Source organism: Micromonospora sp. URMC 103 (genome assembly GCF_051386435.1).
Taxonomy (GTDB): Bacteria; Actinomycetota; Actinomycetes; order Mycobacteriales; family Micromonosporaceae; genus Micromonospora.
Genome location: NZ_JBPQTR010000006.1, coordinates 664,743 through 682,572, shown reverse-complemented (window position 1 = coordinate 682,572; position 17,830 = coordinate 664,743). Strand labels below are relative to the sequence as shown.

Below are 17,830 nucleotides of genomic sequence, written 5' to 3'. Positions count from 1 at the left end.
TCAGCCGGCCCGCTCAACCGGCTTGTTCAGCCGGCTCGCTCAGCCGCTCGCTCAGCCGACTTGTTCGGCCGGCCCGCTCAGCCGGCCCGCCGGATCGGGCGGCGGGCGAGGTAGCGCAGCAGGTCGCGGATGTGGTGCTTCTCCTCCAGCGGCACCGTCGGGTCGGCGAGCCGGTCCAGGATCACCCGGACGTCCGCCTCGACCGGCCCCTCCTCGCTGCGGCGACGCGGCATGGGACCGGCGTCCGGCAGGCCGAGGGCGCGGAACGCCGCGGCGACCGGCAGGTCGAGCGCGGCGCAGAAACCGCGCACCTTGGCCAGTTCGGGGTAGTCCTGCCAGTCGCCGGCCAACCACCGAAAGACCGTGGAGCGGCCGACGCCGGTGTGGCTGGCCAGGTCGGTGACGGTCCAGCCTCGCTCGTCACGAGCGTCGTCGATGGCGCGCCGCACGAACCGTGCGAAGGCCATCTGCGGCGAAACCTCTGCGGAACCCATTCGTGCGGGTCTTCCCTCCCGAGGCGGTACACCGGGACGATGTCGCATCCGAGCGTAGTACCGCGCGGCCCGGAAACAATTGACTGACCGCACAAACTGTCCCATGGACGGGACCTTTTTTCACGCAACGTCTGCGGGACGCCGCGCGGTGCGACGATGGTTGCCGTCGTTCAACCAACCTCGATGCCTGACCGGCGCCGTCGCCCGCCGGCGCCGTGACGACCACCCTCGTCGGCGTGGCGCTCGGGACGCGGATGGCCTCCAGCGCGGCGCGGCCGTCCGGCACTCGGAGATCAAGCGGCTGCTCGTGGACACCTCCGCTAGCGCGTCGGTGACAGGAGGCTCTCCAGTCGCGGGGTCACCTGCCACTGGTCGACGAGGTCCCGGTAGTCCCGGCGCTGCTCGTCGGTGGGCTCGGTCCCGGTGCGGCGGGCCCGGATCAGCAGGTTGCGTGGGGTGTGCCGGGAGTCGACGAACTCGACCACCTCGGTGCGGTAGCCGTGCAGCCGCAGCAGTCCGGCGCGCAGCGCGTCGGTGAGCACGTCGGCGAACCGCTCCCGGAGGATGCCCTGCCGGGTCAGCAGCTCGTACGGGGCCGGAGCCGGCCGGGCGCGCAGCTGCGCGGCGACGTCGTGGTGGCAGCACGGCGCCGCGAGCACCCAACGGGCGTCCCACCGCACCGCGCGGGCCAACGCCTCATCGGTGGCCGTGTCGCATGCGTGCAGGGCCAGCACCAGGTCGGGGGCGGGCTCGACCACCGCGTCGGCGATCGTGCCGGCCACGAAACGGACGTGCTCGCCCCAGCCCAGCCGCTCGGCCAGCTCGGTGTTGCGGCGCCGCTGGTCCTCCCGGACGTCCACACCGACCAGTTCCACGTCGAGCCCGCGCCCCGCCAGGTACCGGTACGCCGCGAAGGTCAGGTACGCGTTGCCGCAGCCCAGGTCCACCACCCGCAGCGGGCCCGTCAGTTCGTCGGGCAGCGTCGCCGCGAGCGCCCGGAGGAAGGCGTCGACCTGCCGGCGCTTCGCAGCCGAGCCCCCGATCTCGGCGAAGATCGGGTCGCCCGGGTCGAGCAGGTACTCCTTCTCCCGGTCGTGCCCGGCGGGGGCGACGGCCGGCCGGGCGGTCGCGGCCCGGTGCACCTGCGCCTCACCCGACTTCGTCACCCGCAACTGGAGCGTCGTGTCGGCGGTCTCCACGTGCCAGTTGCCGAACGGCTCCGCGAGCAGCGCGTCCAGCGCGGCGTCCGTCTCCGGCCCGGGAGCCACGTTACGGGTGTATGGACGGGCGCCGTCGGAGGTGGAGATCTGCAACCGGGCGCCCGCCTTGAGGGTCACCGGGCGCAGTTCTGCCCGGACCACCGAGGGGCGGTGCCCACGGCGTCGCCCGGCGGCGACCGCTCGGGTCAGCGCGGGGTCGAGCAGCAACGCCCGCACCTCGGTCAACGCGGCATCCAGCGGTTCCGGCATCTCCCCATCCTCCCCTGCTCCCCCTGCTGCCGGTCCCCCCGGGTCCCGCCCCCGCCCGGCCCCGCCCCAACCCCGCCACTTCCGCAGCCCCGCCGGCCCCGAACCGTCGATCATGCACTTGTGGTGCCCGAGTGTTGGCCTTATGGGGCCTTTGTCAGGCACCACAACTGCATGATCGCTGGGGCTGGGGCTGGGGCTGGGGCTGGGGCTGGGGCTGGGGCTGGGGCTGGGGCTGGGGCTGGGGCTGGGGCTGGGGCTGGGCAGCGCCGGGGCCCGGGCGGGATTGGGGCGGGGCAGCGCCACGGCCCGGGCTCGGCCCGGGCTCGGGCGCAAACGGGGCGGTGAAGCGGAGGGTGGAGACGGGACGTCCCCCGGCCCCGTGACTGGGGTGGGGGACGTCCAACTTCGTGCTACGTCAGTCGGCGGTCGTGCTGGCCTCGGCGGGCGTACCCGCGCCGGCACCCGATCCGCCACGGCGGCGCCGGCGACGACGCGGCTTCGGCGACGCCTCGCCCTCGGCGGCGGCCCCGGCCGTGACCGGCTCGGCGGCGCCACCCTCGGCGATCACGGCCGTCGGCTCGCCCGCGACGACCTCACCGGCCCGCCGGCGACGGCGGCGGCGCGCAGTCCCGGTGCTCTCCTCGGCCGTGCTCTCGGCCGGCGCGGGCGTGGCCGGCTCGCCGCGGTCGCGGCCGCGCTCGCCCCGGCCGCCGCTGTTGCGCTCGCCCCGGCCGCCGCTGCGGCGGGCGCCCCGACCCTCACCGCGCCGCGAGCGGCCACCGCCGAGGTCCTCCTCGACCTCGGCCGAGAGCCCGGCCCGGGTGCGCTCGGCGGTCGGCAGCGTGCCCGACACGTCCGTCGAGATGTGCAGGTCGGTGTAGAGGTGCGGGGACGTGTGGTACGTCTCCGGCGGCTCGGGCATCTCCAGCCCGAGCGTCTTGTCGATGATCCGCCAGCGCGGCATGTCGTCCCAGTCGACGAAGGTCACCGCGACACCGCTGGCCCCGGCCCGACCGGTGCGGCCGATGCGGTGGGTGTAGGTGTCCTGGTCCTCGGGGCAGTCGTAGTTGATGACGTGGGTGACGCCGCTGACGTCGATGCCCCGGGCCGCCACGTCGGTGGCGACGAGCGTGTCGATCTTGCCGGCGCGGAACGCCCGCAGCGCCCGCTCGCGCGCGCCCTGGCCGAGGTCGCCGTGCACGGCGGCCACGGCGAAGCCGCGGAAGTCGAGCTCCTCGGCGACACGGTCGGCGGCCCGCTTCGTCCGCGTGAAGATCATGGTGAGGCCGCGGCCCTCCGACTGGAGGATGCGGGCCACGATCTCGATCTTGTTCAGTGAGTGGGTGCGGTAGACCAGCTGCTCGGTCTGCGGCGAAGGCCCGGTCTCGGCGGTGTGCCCGGCGTGGATCGTCACGGGGTGGCGCAGGAAGCGCCGGGAGAGCGTGACGATCGGGTCCGGCATGGTCGCCGAGAAGAGCATGGTCTGCCGGTCCTCGGGGAGCATCGCCAGGATCTTCTCGACGTCGTCGAGGAAGCCCAGGTCGAGCATCCGGTCGGCCTCGTCGAGGACCAGGGCGTGCACGCGGTCAAGCCGCAGGTGCTTCTGCTTCGCGAGGTCGAGCAGCCGGCCCGGCGTGCCGACGAGGATCTCGACGCCCTTGCGCAGCGCCTCGATCTGCGGCTCGTACGCCACGCCGCCATAGATCGGCAGCACCCGGACGCCCCGGGTGCTGCCCGCGGCGGCCAGGTCCTTCGCGACCTGGAGGCCCAGCTCGCGGGTGGGGACGACGATCAGCGCCTGGGGCAGGCCGTCGCCGCCCTCCTCGGGCGCGAACACGCGCTCGAGCAGCGGTACGCCGAAGCCCAGCGTCTTGCCGGTGCCCGTGGGCGCCTGGCCGATCAGGTCGGTGCCGCGCATCGCGATCGGCAGCGCGTACTCCTGAATGGCGAACGCGCGGGTGATGCCGGCCGTAGCCAGCGCGTCGACGGTCTCCTGACGCGCGCCCAGCTCGGCGAAAGTGGGTGCCTCCGGTCGTACCGGAGCGGTGGGGGCCAGTTCGTGGCCTCCCGGGATGCCTTGTGTCAACTCGCTCATCTGGATCTGGGGGTGCCCTCTCGTGGGTGCGCCCCGTCATGTCCGCAGGGCGCGTTCGGTATGGCGCGGGCCACACGGTGGGGGGCGGATCGCCGAGACCGACCGGGCCGCACGCGCGCCGCGGGCTTCACTTCGATCAGATCGGCGCCCACGGCAACTGTTCCATACTACCTGAACCGACAGGATGACGATCTGATTCCGGTCCGTGCACATCCGCCGGGGCCGCTCCGTGTGGCCTGGCTCACAGCAGCGGTCGTCCGGCAAGCCACCGCGCCGGGTCGTCGGGCCCGGTGCGTCGCGGGACCCCGCGCGGGTGTCCCGAGCGGTAGCCTGCGCTCGTGACCGCGCCGTCCGGATCCGCCGTCGCCGACCTGCTGGGCCTGGTCGCCCTCGGTGAGCTGCTCGCCTTCGAGCGCATGGCGGGCGACGCGCGGCTCGCACCCGACCTGCGCCGCCGGGCGGCCCTCGGCGAGATGGCGGTCGCCGAGATCACCAACTACCGCCGGCTCGCCGACCGGCTCACCGCGCTGGGGGTGCCGCCCGAGGCGGCCATGGAGCCGTACGTCGAGGCGTTGCAGGCGTACCACGACTCCACCGAGCCGCGGGACTGGGCCGAGGCGGTGACCAAGGCGTACGTCGGTGACGCGATCACCGACGACTTCCTCCGGGAGATCGCCGGGGCGCTGGACGAACCGGACCGGCAACTGGTGCGCGACGTGCTGCACGAGTCCCGGTACGCCGAGTTCGCGGCCGCGGAGATCCGACTGGCGATCGAGGCCGATCCGCGGGTGGCGCACCGGCTCTCGATGTGGGCCCGCCGGTTGGTCGGCGAGGCGCTCTCCCAGGCCGGCCGGGTGGCCGCCGCCGACCGGGGCGCCCTCACCGCGCTGGTCGCGCAGGGGGAGCGGCTTGACGTGCAGGTCCTCTTCCGGCAGCTCACCGCCGCGCACACGGCGCGGATGGCCACCGCCGGGTTGAACAACTAAGCCCCGGACCGTGCGGGCCGGGGCAGCGCGTCGGCGTCCGCGACGGGCGAGCGGTCCACCCGTCGCGGACGCCGCGAACGCCTAGCGGACGGTGAACCCGACCGCCCGTGGGGACGCCTCGGCGATCTCGACGTAGGCGACCTTGTCGACCGGCACGATCACGCGCCGGCCCTTCTCGTCGGTCAGGGACAGCGTGCCGCCGTTCTTGGCGATGGCGTCGGTCACGATCTGCTCGATCTCGGCCGGCGCCTGCGCGCTCTCCAGAACCAGCTCGCGCGGCGCGTACTGCACGCCGATCTTGACCTCCACTGTGCCTCCTCAACTGGGGCGAAAGAGCCGCCGTGGGAAGGCTATCCGATCACGCGTGCGGTGGTCAGGCTGACTCACCTTGCAGCGGGAAGCTGGCGATGCCCCGCCAGGACAGCGCGGCCACCAGCGCCTCGGCCTCGGCCTTCGGCACCTGCCGGCCGCTGGCCAGCCAGAACTGCGCCGCGGTCTCGGCGGCGCCGACCAGGCCCGAGGCGAGCAGCTCGGCGTGCGACCGGCTCACCCCGGTGTCGGAGATGATCGTGTCGGTGATCGCCGCGATGCAGCCCTGCTCCACCCGCTCGACGCGCTGGCGCACCGCCGGGTCGTTGCGCAGGTCCGACTCGAAGACCAGACGGAACGCCTCGCTCTCGTGGTCGACGAAGTCGAAGTACGCGCGCACCGAGGCGCTGACCCGCTCCTTGTTGTCGCTCGTGCCGCGCATCGCGTCCTGGACCTTGGCCACGATCGCGTCGCAGTGCGTGTCGAGCAGGGCGAGGTAGAGCTCCATCTTGCCGGGGAAGTGCTGGTAGAGCACCGGCTTGGAGACCCCCGCCCGCTCGGCGATGTCGTCCATCGCCGCGGCGTGGTAGCCCTGGGCGACGAACACCTCCTGCGCGGCGGCGAGCAGCTGCTTGCGGCGCGCCGAGCGCGGCAGACGCGTGGGCCGGCCGGCGGTCTGTGCACCGTTCCCCACAGCGGTCATGGGAACCTCCGAGTTTCTCGCGTACGAGCCGGCACTTTTACCCCGAACCGGTCGGGTCCTGACGACCCGTCGCGGAATTGGCCCGCCGCTGTAACTTATCGCCACTGTCACCACACGGTAGCCTCAGCGGGGGCGACCAAGGAGCGCGCGGTGAGTGAAGCAGGGCAACCCGGTGCCGCCAACCCGGGGGAACACGGCGACGGGACGGGTCAGCAGGACGACCCGACCCGCTCCGGCGGATGGGGACCCCCGTCGATCGGATGGCCCCGTCCCGGCGAGACCGTCGCCTCCCGGGAACCGGCACGCTGGCAGCCCGACCCGGCCCCCGGCTGGGCCGCCTCCTCACCCCGCCACGGTGACCTGCCGGCGCCGATCGGCGGCGCCGCGGGCGACGCCGAGCCGCCCGCCCGGGTCAACGGGCACCACGCCAACGGCGCGAGCCACGCCCCCGAGGAGCCGTACGCGGGCCGTCCCGCGCCGGTGAGCGCTCCACCCGGCACCGCCGGTGAACACCGCGAGCCCACGGCCGAGCGGCTCGCCGTCCCCGCCCAGCGGCCGGTCCCACCCATCGAGCAGTCACCGGGTCTCGTCGACCCGGAGGCCGGCGCCGCCCGGCACGCGTCCGAGGAGGCCGCGGCCGCACGTCCGCGCTGGGCCGACCCGGCGCCGCCGACGTCCGGCCCGCCGGCCGTCCAGGTCCCGCCGGTCGGCACGGCTCCGTCCGGGTTCGAGGTGCCGCCCGGCTTCCACGCGCCCACCGTCGACCGTGCCGCCGCCGAGGAGCCGCCCGCCGAGCCGCGCGGCTGGGCCGACGTGCACCCGCCGGCCGGCGAGCCCGTGCAGCCGCGTGCCGCGTCGCAGCCGGGACCGGCCGCCGAGCCGCCCGCCGGTGAGCCCGACTGGTCCGGCCCGAGCTGGAACCGGCCGAGCTGGGGCGCCGCCTGGGCGCCCCCGTGGTCGCGGCAGGGCGAGGAACTCGCCGGGCGCCGCGCCCGTGAGAGGGACGAGCCGGTGGGGCGCCGTTCCCGCGAGAGCGACGAGCCGGCCGTTCGCCGGGTGGACGAGAGCGAGCAGCCCGCCGCGCCGCGGGCGGCCGAGGAGCCGGCGGGGCCCCGGGCCTGGGACGCCGAGGAGGCCGCCGGGCGCCGGGCGCGCCCCGAGTCGATTCCGGCCTGGGCCACCGAGCCGTACCGGCCGTACGAGCCGGTGCGGGCCGAGCCGGGCCGCCCGTACGAACCGGTCCGCGCCGAGCCGGGCCGCCCCTACGAGCCGGGCCGCCCGGAGTCGGAGGCCGGCCACGCCACCGAGACGGAGGGGTCGGCGCCCGACGACCGTCCGGCGTGGGCCGCCGGCCGTCCGGCGGCGCCGCGCGGCGAGTCGACCCCGCCGTTCGCGCCGGGTGAGCCGCCGGCGTGGGCTACCGCCGACGAACCCGCCCCCGAGCCGCCGGTCCCGTCCGAGCGGCCGTCCTGGGCACCCGCCGCCACCGCGGCGCCGGGCGGCGTCCCGCCCGCGGTGCCGGGCGTCGGCCACCCGGGCACGCCGGGCGGCGCCCCGCCGGCGGTGCCCGGCGGCGCCTCTCCGGGCGCGCCAAGCGGTGCCCCTGCGCCCGAGCCGACCAGCGCCCCACCGGTGACACCGACCAGCGCCGCTCCGGCCGGGCCGAGCGGCGCACCGCCCGCCGCCTCCGCGCGCCCGTCCTGGGCCGCCGGGGGGCGGTCGGCGCCGTACAACCGGCCGTCCTGGGCCGGCGGTCGGCCGACGAGCGGCCCACCGGCGGCCACCGCCGCGCCGGCCGACGCACCCGAGGCCACCGACCGCCGCGCGACCCGGCCGTTCCGCCTGCGGGCGGTGGGCCCGGAGCCCTCCGAGGCGTACGCGGCGCCGGACGCCCCGCCGCCCACGACCGGTGGCCGCCGCGACACCACCCCGACGCCGGGCGCGACCGGCGAACCATCGTCCCCGACGGGTCCTGCCCCGGCCTCCGCCACGAGCGGAGCCGGCCGACACGACCGCACCTCCTCCGCGCCCGCCCCGACGAGCGCACCTCCCTACGCGGCACGCCGATCCGCCTCCGACCCGGCACCGACGGCCAGTCCCGCCGGTGACCGGCGGCCGGACCCGACGGCGGCGGTGCTGCCGCAGCGCGTCCCCGCCGAGCCGGACGTGCCCGTCGTGCCGGAGCCGCCAGCCGTGGAGCCACCCGCCGAAACCCCGGAACTCGCCCGCATCGCCACCCACCTGCGCCGCGACGACGAGCCGGCGCCGCCGCAGGAGCGGCCCGAGGGCTTCGACGTCAACGCGATCCTCGGCGCCGTGCGCGAGGTCGCCGGCGTCCGCGACGCGTCACTGCGCCGCACCCCGGCGGGAGCGCACAGCCTCCGCCTCGACCTTGCCGACGGCGCCGACCCGGCCGAGGTGAGCCGGCACGTCGCCCGGCTGCTCCAGGAGCGGATGGGTCTCGCCGCCGCTCCGCAGAACGTGCCGGGCGTGCCGGTCCCGCCGGCGCCGCCGGTGCGCCGCCGTGGCGCCGGCCGCGCAGCCGAGCCTCCCGAGGGCCGGCCCACCGACGCCGAGAGCCGTGCCACCCGGGCCGGCGGCCGGTCGGCCGAGGTCGAGGGGCGTGCCGAGGGCCGGGCTACCCCGGTCGGCGTCCGGTCGGCCGAGGTCGAGGGGCGCGCCGAGGGTGGGACCGTTCCGGCGGGGGAGACGGCCCGCGCGGACGCCGCGCGGCAGCCCGCGGCCGAGGCCGGGACCACCCGGCGGCGGCGGTCGGCCGGGGCGCAGCGGGCCCGGGCCATTGTGGACGAGGTCGCCAGCGCCTCCGCGATCTCACCGGGCGCGGCCACCGGCAGCCCGGCCACCGTCGGGGCGTCGTACTCCGGAGCGCAGTTGAGCACGACGGAGACGGCGCCGTCGCGGCCGCTGGACACCGGTGGCGTACCAGGCCCCCGGGTGGTGATCGACCACGTCCAGGTGAGCACCTTCGGGCTGGACGCCACCGTGGAGGTCCGCCTCATCGCGGCCGGGGAGAGCGCCGCCGGTTACGCCACCGGCCCGGCCGTCGACGGGTACGTCCTGCGGCTCTGCGCCGTGGCCGCCGCGGCGGCCATCGACGAGCTGCTCCGCCGCCCCGACCACGCCGAACGCGGGCGGTGCTTCGTCGAGCACGCCGCCGTCGTGCCGTTCGGCAACTGCGAGGTGGCCACCGTGGTGGTGCTGCTGGTCTGTGACGGCTGGGTGGAGCAGTTGGCCGGGTCCGCCCTCGTCGCGGGGGACCCGCGGCAGGCGGTCGTCCGCGCGACGCTGGCCGCGGTGAACCGGCGGCTCGAGGCGCTGCTGGCTTGAGCATCCCGGGGCAGACTGGAGCGATGAAGCGCGCCATGCTCTGCCCGGAGCGGCTGCTCCCCGATCACGGGGTTCCGCCGCCGTGGCCGGGCCGCGCGGTCCGGCTCGACGGCTCGGCCATCTACGTTCGGGACACGCCGGCCACCGGTCCGGACGCGGAGCCGGCCCTGTACGTGCACGGCCTGGGCGGCTCGTCGCAGAACTGGACCGACCTGGCCGGTCTGCTCGCCGGCCGGCTCGACGGTCAGGCGATCGACCTGCCCGGGTTCGGTCGCAGCGAACCGGGCCCCAGCTACACGGTGCCGGCGTTCGCCGAGCGGGTGGTCCGGTGGATCGAGCACTCCGGCCGGGGGCCGGTGCACCTGTTCGGCAACTCCCTCGGCGGCGCCGTCTCCGTCCGCGTGGCGGCGCTGCGCCCCGACCTGGTGCGTACCCTCACCCTGGTCTCGCCGGCGTTGCCGTTCCTCGATTTCCGGCGCTCGGTGCAGGGCCGGATGCTGCCGCTGCTCGCCCTGCCCCGCGCCGAGCAGCTGGCCGCACGACGGCTGGCCCAGATCGCTCCCGAGGTGATGGCCGAGCAGGTGATCGAGGCGTGCGTGGCCGACGTCAGCCGGATCTGCGACCAGCGCCGGCAGGAAGCACTGGAGGAGATCCGCATCCGCTACGAGGCCGAGCACTACGCGGCCGCGTACGTCCGGACGTTCCGCGGCCTGGTCTCCAGCTTCCTGCAGTCGTACCTGCCCGGCTCGCGCTCGCTCTGGCGGCTGGCCCGGACGGTGCGGGCGCCCACCCTGGTCGTGGGCGGGCTCCAGGATCGGCTCGTGGACGTACGCGTCGCGCCGCAGGCCGCCCGCGCGATCCCCGACAGCCGGCTGCTCATGCTGCGCGGGGTCGGCCACGTGGCGCAGCTCGAGGTCCCGCGGGTGGTGGCCCGGGCGGTGCTCGGGCTGCTCGCCGAAACGGAGGAGGGTGCGGGGCGGCGCGATCTGGCAGGCTGAGCCAGATGCCCAGCTCAGCGCCCCGCCGCACCGGCGATCCGCTCGCCGCCGTCCGGCCGCCGAGCGGGCCAGCGGTGCCGGCCCCGCGCGCGCTCGCCGGGGACGAGGGCTCCCCGCCACCGCACCGCGCGGGGCGTACGCCGGCCGGCCGAGCCGAGGATGCGCCGCGCCGGCGTGGCTGTGGCTTCCAGGCGGTCGCGCAGTTGTCGGCGGTGCTGCTGGCCATCGGCGCCGCGCTCACCGTCGTCGCCCGTCACCCGGACGCCGAGGCCGGGCAGGAGGTTCCGGCGGAGGCCAGCGCGCCGACGGTACCCAGCGCGCCACTGCCGTTGGTGGGCCCGGCGCTGGCCACGGCGTCGGCGCCGCCGTCGCCGTCCTCCGCGCCGCCTCCGGTGCTGCGGCTGCCCGGGCCGGTGCCGTCGGCCGGGTCCGGTCGCTTCGGTCACGACGACCGCACCGGGCCGGTGCTGGGGGCATCGGGGTCGCTGCAGCGCTACCGGGTCGCCGTCGAGTCGGGCAGCGGGGAGGACGCGCGGGAGTTCGCCGAGGCCGTGCGGGCGGCGCTCCGGGGGCCGGGCAGTTGGGTCGACAGTCGCCGGCTGCGGTTGCAGCAGGTGCCCGGCGGGACGGCAGCGAGCTTCACGGTCTACCTGGCGACGGCCCGTACGGCGGGACGGATGTGCGCGGACGGCGGGGTGGACATCCGGGTGGGTGGCAGGCCCTACACCTCGTGTCGGGCGCCCGGGAAGGTCATCATCAACCTCGACCGCTGGCGGCTCTCGGTGCCGCACTTCGTACGGGCGAAGGTGCCCTTGTCGGTCTACCGGACGTATGTGGTCAACCACGAGGTGGGGCACCAGTTGGGGCATCGCCACGAACGTTGCCCGGGCTCGGGCCGGCCGGCGCCCGTGATGATGCAGCAGACGTTGTTCCTGAGCGGTTGCCTGGTCAACCCGTGGCCCTACCGGAGCGGCCGCCGGTACGCCGGACCGCCGCTCTGACCCCGTTCCGCCATTCTGTGCCATATGTGCGCTTTGTTCGTTTAATGACCGAGCCCATAGAGGGTGGCATTAGCGTTAAACGGGGAGAAATGCCCGTTTAATCTGGCACGCTCAGGTTCATGACGCCGTCGTCCCCTTACGACCCGCCTTCTCCCCAGCCGCCCGGCCGTACCGTCGGGCTCGGCCGCCCGAATCCGCCCACGGGGCTCGGCCGTCCGAATCCGCCCACCGGGCTCGGCCGTCCGGATCCGCCCGCCGGGCTCGGCCGGAGGCGCCTCGACACGGCCCTCGGCCGGACGGGCCGGCGCCGGTGGCGGATCGGCCTGGTGGGCCTCGTGCTGCTCCTCGCGGCCGCCGTCGGGGTCGCCGTGGCCCGCACGGGTGCCTCGCCGCCCGCGCCGTCGGACGCCGTGCAGGGCCGGCTTCCCGACGCCGGCGGGGCCGGGGCGCACGCCGGTACGCCGGCTCCGCCGCACGCCGTCCCGTCGGTCGGCGCCGGCCGCTTCGCCGTGGCCGTCGGCGGCACCTCGGTGCACGGCGACGACGGGCCACTGCGCCGCTACCGGGTCGCCGTCGAGAAGGGCACCGGCCAGGACGTCGACGCGTTCGCGGCCAGCGTGGACGAGACGCTCGCCGACCCGCGCAGCTGGATCGCGTCCGGCGACCTGCGGGTGCAGCGGGTCGCCGACGAGGCGGAGGCGGACTTCACGGTCTACCTCGCCACCCCGGTCACCTCTGAGCGCATGTGCGCCGAGGGCGGCCTCAGCACCGAGGGCTACACCTCCTGCCGCCTGCCGGGGCAGGTCATCATCAACCTGGCCCGGTGGATGGAGGCGGTGCCCGACTACGGCGCGCCCCTGTCGGTGTACCGGACGTACGTCGTCAACCACGAGGTCGGGCACGAGTTCGGCGAGGGGCACGAGGCCTGCCCGGGCCCCGGTCGGCCGGCGCCCGTGATGCAGCAGCAGACGTACGGCCTGGAGGGCTGTCTCGCGAACGCCTGGCCCTACGTCGACGGCCGCCGGTACGCGGGCGAGATCGTTCCCTGACGCCGCGGCGGGTGCCCCGGCCGGCGGCCCATCGGAGCGCGGCTTTATTCCCGCTCCCGAATGGCGGGCGGCGTGTCCTCCCTCATGGCCGACCGGCCACCCGTCGCGCGACAATGGCCCGGTTCGCATCGCCGATCCCCGGGGAGTCCGCCGTGTCGTTGCCCCCGCTCGTCGAGCCCGCCGCCGAGCTGACCGTTGACGAGATCCGCCGTTACTCGCGCCACCTGATCATCCCGGACGTCGGGGTGGAGGGGCAGAAGCGGCTGAAGAACGCCCGGGTGCTCTGTGTGGGCGCCGGTGGTCTTGGCTCGCCGGCCCTCATGTACCTCGCCGCGGCCGGCGTCGGCACGCTCGGCATCATCGACTTCGACACCGTCGACGAGTCCAACCTCCAGCGCCAGATCATCCACGGCGTCTCCGACGTCGGCCGGTCGAAGGCCGAGTCCGCCGCCGCGAGCATCCGCGAGATCAACCCCCTGGTCAACGTGGAGATCCACAACACCGCGCTGGACCGGGAGAACGTCCGGGACATCTTCGCCCGGTACGACCTGATCGTCGACGGCACCGACAACTTCGCCACCCGCTACATGGTCAACGACGCGGCGGTGCTGCTCGGCAAGCCGTACGTCTGGGGGTCGATCTACCGCTTCGACGGCCAGGCGTCGGTGTTCTGGGCCGAGCACGGCCCCTGCTACCGGTGCCTCTACCCGGAGCCCCCGCCGCCCGGCATGGTCCCGTCCTGCGCGGAGGGCGGCGTGCTCGGCGTGCTCTGCGCCTCGATCGGCTCGATCCAGGTGAACGAGGCGATCAAGCTGATCACCGGCATCGGTGAGCCGCTGGTCGGCGGGCTGATGGTCTACGACGCCCTGGAGATGTCCTACCGCAAGATCAAGGTGCGGAAGGACCCGAACTGTGTCCTCTGTGGGGAGAACCCGACCGTCACCGACCTGCTGGAGGACTACGAGGACTTCTGCGGCGCGGTGTCGGTGGAGGCCCAGGAGGCGGTGGTCGACTCGACCATCACGGCCCTGGAGCTCAAGGAGTGGCAGGACGCCGGCAAGGACGTCTTCCTGGTCGACGTGCGGGAGCCGGCGGAGTACGAGATCGTCCGCATCCCCGGGGCCACGCTGATCCCCAAGGGCGAGATCATCTCGGGCGAGGCGCTGTCCCGGTTCCCGCAGGACAAGCAGATCGTGCTGCACTGCAAGTCGGGCGTCCGCTCCGCCGAGGCGCTCGCCGCGCTCAAGGCGGCCGGGTTCCGCGACGCCGTGCACGTCCAGGGCGGGGTGCTCTCCTGGATCAAGCAGATCGATCCCTCGCTGCCCGAGTACTGACCGACCGGGCGGGGTCGGGGCGGGCCGCAACCCGCCCCGACCTCGGCCGATACTCCGAGGCGGGATCGCCTTTGCGCAGGTAGCGTGTCCGCCGTGGTCGACTTGGACGCCGCGATCGGTTTCGTCGTGGCTCACGGGGACGCGGTGGAACGCGCCCGCCTCTCCCGCCTGCGCACCGGCGCGCCGGTGCCGGTCGAGCTGCTCGACACGGCCGAGGCCGGGCAGGCGCCCGACGGCGGCTGGCCGGCCATCCTCGACGGCGCCGTCGGTTCGGTCGACGCCACCTGCTACCGGCTCGCCGAACTGGACGACCTCGGCGCGCTCGGCCGCCCGGCGGCGCGGCACGCGCTCGACTGGCTCGCCGCGCGGCAACTGCCCGACGGCGGCTGGGACGAGGCCCCCGCGCTCGCCGACCTCGCGCCGGAGTGGGCCCGCCCGGGCGACCCGGAGGCCCGCTTCTACCTCACCGCCAACGCCGGCTTCTGGTTGACCGTGGCGGGCCTCGACGCGCGGGCGGGCGGCCCGCTGGACCACCGCGTCGGTGGGGCGTACGCCGGGGTGGTGCAGGCGGCGGCGCAGGCCGTCGCCGGGCAGCTCGGCCCCGACGGCAGTTGGCCGTCGTTCCTGCCGGCCGGCTGGCTGTGCGCCGCCGTGCTGCACCGGCAGGGGATGTACGAGGAGTCGGCGCGGGTCCAGGCGGTGCTGGCCGAGCGGATCCCGCGGATGTCGGCCGCGGACGCCGCGTGGCTCGCCGCGACGCTGCGCCGGGTCGAGGTGGGCGAGGAGCAGTGGCTGCTCGTGTCGGCCCGCCGCCGTCTCGCCGAGACGCAGCGCAGCGACGGCGGCTGGGACAGCGACGACGGGCACCAGTTCGACGTGCACACCACGCTGCGGGCGATCCGCGCCTGCCGCGTGCCCGTCACCTCAGCTGACTGATCACCAGCGGCCACCAGGCGTCCGGCGCGAACGCGGCGGGGTCGATGCTCTCCAGCACCGTACGCAGCACCTCGGCACGCTCGGCCCGGCCGGCCTTGCCCTCGTCCGCCTCGACGAAGAGCGCGAACCGGTAGAGGAACTCGACGAAGGTGCGGAAGGAGCTGTTGACCGCCTGCACGTCCTGGACGGCCAGGTCGAACTGGAGGATCTCGCCGGTCTTCGGGTCGAGCACGTAGAGCAGGTCGGTGTTGTCGGCCACCGCGCCGACCACGATCAGGCGGACGTCCAGCGAGCCGTCCTCGGTGGTGAGCTGGATGGTGTCGAAGAGCTCGATGTCGCCTTCGAGGTAGGCCGTGTAGACCACCGCCACGTCGAGCGGGATCTCGTCGCCCTCGGGGAGCATGTCGGGGGTGAAGCCGCCCTCCAGCCACGCCTCGCGCGGGTAGAGGACGAGCTCGTCCTCGTTCCACAACGCGGCGAACCGCGGATCAGCTGCCATGACGGTCCTTCGTGGGGTCGGCGGTGGTCAGGAGGACAGGCCCGCGGCGATCAGCAGCCGTCGCCAGTTGTCGGCGTACTCGCCGGCGTGCCGGCCCTTGCGCAGCCGCTGCTCGGGGGCCGCCGGACCGAGGACGACGGAGGTCAGCTCCGGGTAGCGGGGGCCGAGCACGTGCTCGTCGAAGAACGTGGCGACATCGGGGGCGATGACCGTGAACTCGACGTCTTCGTCGGGGTGCTCGTACTGGTAGACGTAGGCGCTGGACTCCATGTAGTACACGTCCAGGTCTTCCCGGTCGAGGTAGATGGGGTCACCGCCGCGGATCTCGGCGCGCAGGCCGGGGGGGACGCTGTCCATCTCGTAGCCGACGATCAGCGGGCTGCCCATCGGGTCGTCCGGGTCGACCTCGTGCTCCGCCCAGGCCTGCGGGGTGAGGATCTCCTTCGGCGCGTGGAACCGGAAGTTGTCGCCCTCCAACCGCTGGAACAGGCTGTAGACCTCGGCGACGCCGGGCAGGTCGGCGATCGGCTCCAGCGGCGCCGGCCCCTCGATGCGTACGCCGAAGCCGTGCTCGGCCTCCACCCGGGTGAGCAGCTCCACCTTCTCGGCGATCCGGGCGACGACGGCGGGATCCGGCCGGGTCACGGCAGGACCTTCACGATGACCGGGGTGCCTTCGGGGACGTCGCGCAGCGCCACGGAGATGTCGCTGCCGATCTGGCGGTTGGTCCAGGCGTCCATCAGCCTGAGGTTAGCGTATTCGTCCTTTCCGTCGAGTTGCAGCTCGTGGACGTGGTCCGGGTCGAGCCCCTGGCCCCGGGCGGTGATCGGCCCCCGGCCGTCGTAGAGGCGGTCGACGAGGCCCTTGTTGGCCAGGTACTGGTTGGTTTCCGGGGTGCCGTGCTGCTGGGTCAGCCGCTTGTTCCTGGTCAGCCGCCGGGTCACCCGGTCCCGGAAGACGTTGGTGCGGGTCCTGGTGCCGGGCTTCGTCCCTCGGCCGCCCCGGTGGTAGACGTTGTTGGCCGTCCGGTCCGACTTCGCCTTGCTCAGCCGGCCCTCCTGGCCGAGCCGTTGCAGGTCGCGGGCCTTGCGTTCGAAGTCCCGCTTGTCGAAGTCCGGCCGGTTGCGCAGCACCAGCACCGCCGGGCCCTTCGGCTTCGTGCCGGCCGACTTGGCGGTCCGGAAGACGTCGGCGTTCTCCAGGTACGCCGAGACGATCTTGGCGCCCTTGGCCTGTGTCTGCCGGGGCGGCGCGGTCCGCTTCCTAGCCATTGAGCACCGTGTCCACCGCCATGCCGATCAGCTCATCGATGATCATGCCGGTGATCATCTTGAAGATCGGGATCTCCAGCAGGGACGCGCCGAAGGTGGCCACCGCCGTGGCGATGGCCTGCGCGATCTGGATGGCCAGCAGCGCCAGTTGGACGATCACCTGGATCTTCAGGGCCAGCACCACGCCCGCCGCGACCATGAGGCCGATGCCGATGACGTTCGCCGGGTTGGCGACGTCGGCGATGTTGCGCGCCGCGGACTCGGCGTCGTTCCACTCGCCGGCGAAGGCGGTGAAGCTCTCGCCCCGGTTGTTGTCGAGCACCGTCCGCGCCGCCGACTCCAGCTGCGCGACCGAGCCGGAGATCTGCCCGGCCATCCCGGTCCACTCGCCGGCCAGCTGGAACAGCGCCGTCTCGTCGGACTGCGGCCAGTCGTAGCCGAGCATCGACAGCAGGGAGGCGAGCTCGCCCGGCAGGGTCAGGCCCACCGTGACTCCTTTCCTGGGTCGCTCATCCGGCCGTCGCGCGCCCGCCCGCGGCGCCGCGCGCTCATCGGCCCAGCGCGCCGAGCATCGAGCGGAAGGAGGCGCTCACGTCCTCCTCGACGGCCCGGTAGCCGTCGGCCATCTGGTGCAGCCCGTCGGCGTAGCTGCCCAGCTCCTCGATGTTGGTGCTCAGGCACTCGGTCAACGCGTCCACGCAGGCCTGGTGGGCGACGCCGAGCAGCGTCCCGATGTCGTCGCCGCCGAACGCGGCGGCGTATCCGGCGACCGCGGCCTGGAAGCTCTCGAAGGTCTGCCGGACGGACTCCCGGGCCTGTTCCAGTTCCGCCGCGCCCTGGCGCAGCGCGTCGATGTCGACGTCGAGGTTCTCCACCGTCAGCTCCGCTGCTGCAGCTTCCGCATGGTCTCGCTGATCGCCTGGCTCATCTCGCGCATCTGCCGCAGGCTCTGGTCCTGGAGGCGCTCGACGGTGGCGGTGATCGCGGCGAGGTCGGGCATCGGCTCGGCGGCGGCGGTGCCGTCGTCCTGGCCGTCGAGCGCGGCGTTCACCGCCAGGCGCAGCTCGTCGGCGAGGTGATCCGAGCCGTCGCGGAGCACCCGGGGGTCGATCTCGATGGCGCTGACCCGACCGTCGGTGCCCACAGTGACCCGGATCCGGCCGTCCGCCGCCTCGGCCACCGACTCGGTGCGCTCCGGCGGGGTGACGCCGCGGCCCACCTCGCGCAGCGCGGCCCGGGCCTGTGCCAGTTGCGCTTCCAGGGCGCTCTCGCCCAGCATGTCGCCTCCCCAGACAGGCCGTGCCGAACCGGCCCCAGACTATCGGCCGGCCACAATCC

17 protein-coding genes and 1 pseudogene are annotated in these 17,830 nt (G+C 74.7%); 7 read left to right on the top strand and 11 right to left on the bottom strand.

Going from position 1 to position 17,830, the window contains the following annotated elements:
• Nucleotides 1-77: 77 nt before the first annotated feature.
• The 3 genes from ACSNOA_RS29495 to ACSNOA_RS29485 all read right to left on the bottom strand — a co-directional run bounded on the left by ACSNOA_RS29495 (nucleotide 78) and on the right by ACSNOA_RS29485 (nucleotide 4,058).
• A complete protein-coding gene (locus tag ACSNOA_RS29495; protein ID WP_436663025.1) occupies nucleotides 78-494 on the bottom strand; it encodes a helix-turn-helix domain-containing protein in 417 nt (138 codons plus the stop codon).
• 320 nt (nucleotides 495-814) lie between these two features.
• Nucleotides 815-1,963, bottom strand: a complete 1,149-nt coding sequence (locus ACSNOA_RS29490) for a class I SAM-dependent methyltransferase (RefSeq protein WP_436663024.1) — start codon at nucleotides 1,961-1,963, stop codon at nucleotides 815-817.
• Nucleotides 1,964-2,378: 415 nt separating this feature from the next.
• Nucleotides 2,379-4,058, bottom strand: a complete 1,680-nt coding sequence (locus tag ACSNOA_RS29485; RefSeq protein ID WP_436663023.1) for a DEAD/DEAH box helicase — start codon at nucleotides 4,056-4,058, stop codon at nucleotides 2,379-2,381.
• A gap of 338 nt (nucleotides 4,059-4,396) precedes the next feature.
• Between ACSNOA_RS29485 and ACSNOA_RS29480 the strand changes: the two genes are divergently transcribed.
• Nucleotides 4,397-5,044, top strand: a complete 648-nt coding sequence (locus ACSNOA_RS29480; protein ID WP_436663022.1) for a ferritin-like fold-containing protein — start codon at nucleotides 4,397-4,399, stop codon at nucleotides 5,042-5,044.
• Between the two features lie 81 nt (nucleotides 5,045-5,125).
• Here ACSNOA_RS29480 and ACSNOA_RS29475 read toward each other — a convergent pair whose 3' ends face one another.
• Both ACSNOA_RS29475 and ACSNOA_RS29470 read right to left on the bottom strand, forming a co-directional pair.
• Nucleotides 5,126-5,353, bottom strand: coding sequence for a DUF3107 domain-containing protein (locus tag ACSNOA_RS29475; protein WP_120780983.1), 228 nt, complete (start codon nucleotides 5,351-5,353; stop codon nucleotides 5,126-5,128).
• Nucleotides 5,354-5,417: 64 nt separating this feature from the next.
• Nucleotides 5,418-6,056 carry a TetR/AcrR family transcriptional regulator gene (locus tag ACSNOA_RS29470; protein ID WP_091594816.1) on the bottom strand — a complete coding sequence of 213 codons (639 nt, stop codon included), beginning with the start codon at nucleotides 6,054-6,056 and terminating at the stop codon, nucleotides 5,418-5,420.
• 1,941 nt (nucleotides 6,057-7,997) lie between these two features.
• Between ACSNOA_RS29470 and ACSNOA_RS29465 the strand changes: the two are divergent.
• From ACSNOA_RS29465 to ACSNOA_RS29440, 6 genes and pseudogenes are all read left to right on the top strand, one after another.
• A pseudogene (locus ACSNOA_RS29465) lies at nucleotides 7,998-9,404 on the top strand (hypothetical protein); the annotation flags it as partial.
• Nucleotides 9,405-9,427: 23 nt separating this feature from the next.
• Nucleotides 9,428-10,402 carry an alpha/beta fold hydrolase gene (locus tag ACSNOA_RS29460; protein ID WP_436663021.1) on the top strand — a complete coding sequence of 325 codons (975 nt, stop codon included), beginning with the start codon at nucleotides 9,428-9,430 and terminating at the stop codon, nucleotides 10,400-10,402.
• 5 nt (nucleotides 10,403-10,407) lie between these two features.
• Nucleotides 10,408-11,403 (top strand): DUF3152 domain-containing protein, encoded by a 996-nt coding sequence (locus ACSNOA_RS29455; RefSeq protein ID WP_436663020.1) that lies wholly within the window; start codon nucleotides 10,408-10,410, stop codon nucleotides 11,401-11,403.
• 119 nt (nucleotides 11,404-11,522) lie between these two features.
• The gene (locus tag ACSNOA_RS29450) at nucleotides 11,523-12,452 is read left to right on the top strand and encodes a DUF3152 domain-containing protein (protein ID WP_436663019.1); all 930 of its coding nucleotides are present in this window, start codon (nucleotides 11,523-11,525) and stop codon (nucleotides 12,450-12,452) included.
• 113 nt (nucleotides 12,453-12,565) lie between these two features.
• Nucleotides 12,566-13,786, top strand: coding sequence for an adenylyltransferase/sulfurtransferase MoeZ (moeZ, locus tag ACSNOA_RS29445; RefSeq protein WP_436663018.1), 1,221 nt, complete (start codon nucleotides 12,566-12,568; stop codon nucleotides 13,784-13,786).
• An 84-nt stretch (nucleotides 13,787-13,870) separates the two neighbouring features.
• On the top strand, nucleotides 13,871-14,722 hold the full coding sequence (locus ACSNOA_RS29440; protein ID WP_436663017.1) for a squalene--hopene cyclase: 852 nt from the start codon (nucleotides 13,871-13,873) through the stop codon (nucleotides 14,720-14,722).
• On the opposite strand, the gene ACSNOA_RS29435 is transcribed toward ACSNOA_RS29440, so the two are convergent.
• From ACSNOA_RS29435 to ACSNOA_RS29410, 6 genes are all read right to left on the bottom strand, one after another.
• Complete coding sequence (locus ACSNOA_RS29435; protein ID WP_436663016.1) at nucleotides 14,706-15,221, bottom strand: SUKH-4 family immunity protein; 516 nt, start codon at nucleotides 15,219-15,221, stop codon at nucleotides 14,706-14,708. The genes ACSNOA_RS29440 and ACSNOA_RS29435 overlap by 17 nt on opposite strands.
• 27 nt (nucleotides 15,222-15,248) lie before the next feature.
• Nucleotides 15,249-15,866, bottom strand: coding sequence for a hypothetical protein (locus tag ACSNOA_RS29430; protein ID WP_436663015.1), 618 nt, complete (start codon nucleotides 15,864-15,866; stop codon nucleotides 15,249-15,251).
• Nucleotides 15,863-16,492: a hypothetical protein gene (locus ACSNOA_RS29425; protein WP_436663014.1), complete on the bottom strand. Its 630-nt coding sequence runs from the start codon at nucleotides 16,490-16,492 to the stop codon at nucleotides 15,863-15,865. The genes ACSNOA_RS29430 and ACSNOA_RS29425 overlap by 4 nt, the downstream gene beginning before the upstream one ends.
• Complete coding sequence (locus ACSNOA_RS29420) at nucleotides 16,485-16,979, bottom strand: hypothetical protein (RefSeq protein ID WP_436663013.1); 495 nt, start codon at nucleotides 16,977-16,979, stop codon at nucleotides 16,485-16,487. Before ACSNOA_RS29420 ends, ACSNOA_RS29425 begins: the two co-directional genes overlap by 8 nt.
• A gap of 61 nt (nucleotides 16,980-17,040) precedes the next feature.
• Nucleotides 17,041-17,367 carry a hypothetical protein gene (locus tag ACSNOA_RS29415; RefSeq protein WP_436663012.1) on the bottom strand — a complete coding sequence of 109 codons (327 nt, stop codon included), beginning with the start codon at nucleotides 17,365-17,367 and terminating at the stop codon, nucleotides 17,041-17,043.
• Between the two features lie 2 nt (nucleotides 17,368-17,369).
• Nucleotides 17,370-17,771, bottom strand: coding sequence for a YbaB/EbfC family nucleoid-associated protein (locus ACSNOA_RS29410; RefSeq protein WP_436663011.1), 402 nt, complete (start codon nucleotides 17,769-17,771; stop codon nucleotides 17,370-17,372).
• Between the last annotated feature and the right edge of the window lie 59 nt (nucleotides 17,772-17,830).